The organism is Bacillus sp. JJ1503 (assembly GCF_036965125.1).
Lineage (GTDB): Bacteria > Bacillota > Bacilli > Bacillales > Cytobacillaceae > Cytobacillus.
Genome location: NZ_JBALOZ010000403.1, coordinates 1 through 3,082, shown reverse-complemented (window position 1 = coordinate 3,082; position 3,082 = coordinate 1). Strand labels below are relative to the sequence as shown.

Sequence of the window (3,082 nt, the reverse complement as noted above, 5' to 3'; positions counted from 1 at the left end):
ATCCAGCACCTGTTCAAGAAGAACAAGCAGCAACAGATGTTGAACATGATGAAGTAAGTCAAGAAAATGATCAAACAGATGCAACAGAAACTAACAGCTTCAATAAATTCTCTATTATGGATAAATTGGTTGGATACTATAAAGATTTAGTGACTGCATACTCTAGCTTTATGAGTTTTTTCAAATAATGCTGTGCTCTTTTCGGTAATACTTGTTAAGAAAGCGCACTATGAAGCGTCTATGACGAGCGTTATGAAAGATTTCCCTTTTTATGATAGTGTACAAGTTTTAACGGAAACATATTAATTAGATAAGGAAAGAGAGATTGAGGGGGCATTTCCCCTCCTTCAATCTACTTTATTAGTAACGAACGAGAGGCTATAGAGGCCTCTCTTTTTTCAAGTTATCTATGTTTTGGTGGAATAAATACCTGTGAGAAAACCAAGTATTAATCATATGGACATTATAGGACTGAATATCCTACCTTGAAGGCGTATTTAATGAGTATGGGGAAGTTTGGAGGAAAAGGGGGGATATTTATTGATGGATATAGGTCAGTGGAATGGTTACCTTGATGCTATTGATGCTTCTTTAGAGAAAGGGATGGCTGCTAAGGAAGTCGTTTGCTCCATTACGACGGGTTTCCGCATAATTCCTTCGTTACGGAATGCACCAGGGCTGAATCCGTACCATGCGACTGTAGCTGACATCGGCTACGGTTTTGATGCAGTCAGAGGAACGATTAGGCGGTTCCGCAATGGAGAAACGATTTCGCTTGGAAAAGAAATGCTTGTTTTGGATCTAGATACATTGCGCATTAGTGAAAAACAATTAAGCCCTAATTTTGAGCTAGTAGCAAAAAAAGCGACACCTGAAAACTATGAATTAATCGAGCAAAGTCGGTTTTTAAACCAGCAAATAGCACACCATATTAATGAAGCTAACAGGTTCGGCAAGGCTCTTTTGGGGAAGGAATGGAATGTGATTCTGAAACGCGTCCAAAACGTTCAGGCCATTCCGCGTCTTTAGTAGACTACTTAGGAGGAGAAAAGGAATGCCGCATCAAGCTTCTGTTCAGATGAGTGAAGAGGAACAACGGCTTTTATTAGATTGGTGGGAAACAACGGAACGAGGGACAATAGTGGTAAAACGCTTAGTTTCGTTAATGACGGAACTAAGGCTGAATCCTGAATCAAGCCGTGCAGATGGAATGATTTTGCTTTATCGTGCCGCATCTGAGGTTTCTTACGGTTATGCAGGGATGAGGGGCTGTATTCGCCGTGCTTTTACACCTGAATATTCCGAGGTTCTTCGGAATAATATGGTCAGGTGCCATAGCTTTGCACGGAGATTTTCTGTTGATACAAAGGTTCTTCTGGAACGAGTCGCTAAACAAATCAGCGGGGTAAGCGCGATGAAGATTGTAGATAGCATCCGTGACACCCTCCATGAAAATGACGCGATGCTAACAGAAATTGAGAATAAAATGAATCAGTTTTTTGGGAAGGAAACCCTTCAATCATTGCAGGCTAGCCATATGCAATCCATTACGCTGCCTCCTTCTCAATAACCATCAGCATAATGGGGACGTTAAGTTTTCCCTTATTTGTAAATCTAGTCTACATGGGGAACCTGGGACAAGAGGTCATGTCTTTTTGCAATAGGATAGCTTCTTCAGCGTACTATCGTAACTTTAAAAAGCTGAGGTGGGAAAATGAATAAAAAAAGGTTTTGTACGTCATTGAACATAAATAAGTCGGGCTGCACCTCAAGGATGCAGCCTTTTTCTATTCTTCAATAGAACCTTACCTTTGACTTTTTAATATAGGAAGCCCTTGGTCCGGTTCGTATTTTTCTAGTATTTTACTCCTCGTAATTCAGCGTGGCTGAATCGGTTTTGCCAAACGTCAGATAGAATGGCGCTCCTAATATTCCTGAAGGAACAAATACATCAAATGAGCCGCTTTCGACATCGTAGCGCCGTACAGAACCTGTATCAGGTCCGTCTCCCGTAATAGGGACAAACAGTTTTCCTCCCGGCCCGAACAGAATGGCCTGCGCGAAGGCACGGGGCTCTCCAACTACATCAAGGTCAACCTTTTTGATAAACGCGCCAGTTTTACCTTCAAAGACTAGGATTTTGTCGGTGTCATTTTCATCTGCCCGGAAGCTGGTGATGTAGAGGTTACCGTCCGAACCAAACACCAAGCCTTCAGGACGTTGGAGGTTGTTGACGTTATTGCTCGTAATGAATACATCAATTAACTCCATTGTCTCCGGATCGAAGCGCAGCACCCAGCCATTAAGCGGATCAGGAATGTTACGGACGGATACATACAGCAAGCCGTCTGGTCCGATAACTAGACTGCGTGGAAAAAATGGTCCATTGAATCCAGAGTGGTCGAGACTGCCTAGAAATTCCCCTGTAGTGCCATTATAGGATCTTACTTCTCCTGGCTGAAACCCTTCATCAGAGCTAGGGCCCAATAAGTCTGCCACAAACAGGATATTGTTGTTCGTGAGAATGATGCCTCGCGGTGTAAACGAGGCGCCTTCTTGGACAGAAGTGACGAGTTCACTAAGAAAAGCACCAGTCTTTCCATTATACTTCAACACGTTTCCGCTCTCGGGTTGATCTACTTTTGGATTGGAGACAAGGAGATTGCCTAAATGGTTAAAAATAAGACCATTTGGGCCGTTTAAGCCACCGCTTCCTGATGTTACAAAATTGCCATGGAATTCCCCGGTAACTGCGTTGAAACGTTTCACGGTGTTGTCACCTACGTCACCAATATAGAGGAAATCTCTGCGAATGCCCAAAAAAATCCCTCCTTCTAAAAAGTTTTAAGTAGAAAAATAACTTCTACCTACTTTAATTTATTCGAATGAGAGCTTTTCCGTAATGGACAACCTTCTTGATAAAATAACACAATTTCTAAATTATGCATTTTTAAATTCTCTAATAACAATAGTAAATGAAAAACTTTCTATAATAAGTTTCGTAGAACAGTAACAAAGTAACGGCTAACCAAAACCTTTCTCCTTTCAAGAAGCTAGGTTAAGGATTCGGTTTTTGAGTGTA

At 41.6% G+C, this 3,082-nt stretch carries 4 protein-coding genes; 3 read left to right on the top strand and 1 reads right to left on the bottom strand.

Going from position 1 to position 3,082, the window contains the following annotated elements; translation table 11 throughout:
- From V7149_RS23845 to V7149_RS23835, 3 genes are all read left to right on the top strand, one after another.
- Nucleotides 1-188: hypothetical protein (locus V7149_RS23845; protein WP_335348058.1), on the top strand; the 188-nt coding region annotated here is incomplete at its 5' end.
- A gap of 355 nt (nt 189-543) precedes the next feature.
- Nucleotides 544-1,029 carry a hypothetical protein gene (locus tag V7149_RS23840; protein WP_335348060.1) on the top strand — a complete coding sequence of 162 codons (486 nt, stop codon included), beginning with the start codon at nt 544-546 and terminating at the stop codon, nt 1,027-1,029.
- Nucleotides 1,030-1,054: 25 nt separating this feature from the next.
- Nucleotides 1,055-1,570 (top strand): hypothetical protein, encoded by a 516-nt coding sequence (locus V7149_RS23835; protein WP_335348057.1) that lies wholly within the window; start codon nt 1,055-1,057, stop codon nt 1,568-1,570.
- A gap of 293 nt (nt 1,571-1,863) precedes the next feature.
- Here the strand turns inward: V7149_RS23835 and V7149_RS23830 are convergent, their stop codons facing one another.
- Nucleotides 1,864-2,820 (bottom strand): Vgb family protein, encoded by a 957-nt coding sequence (locus tag V7149_RS23830; protein WP_335348056.1) that lies wholly within the window; start codon nt 2,818-2,820, stop codon nt 1,864-1,866.
- Nucleotides 2,821-3,082 lie beyond the last annotated feature (262 nt).

What these genes read in the sequence shown, in the direction of transcription:
- V7149_RS23835 (WP_335348057.1), top strand. Translation starts at nt 1,055, where the DNA reads ATGCCGCATCAAGCTTCTGTTCAGATGAGTGAAGAGGAACAACGGCTT.
- V7149_RS23840 (WP_335348060.1), top strand. Translation starts at nt 544, where the DNA reads ATGGATATAGGTCAGTGGAATGGTTACCTTGATGCTATTGATGCTTCT.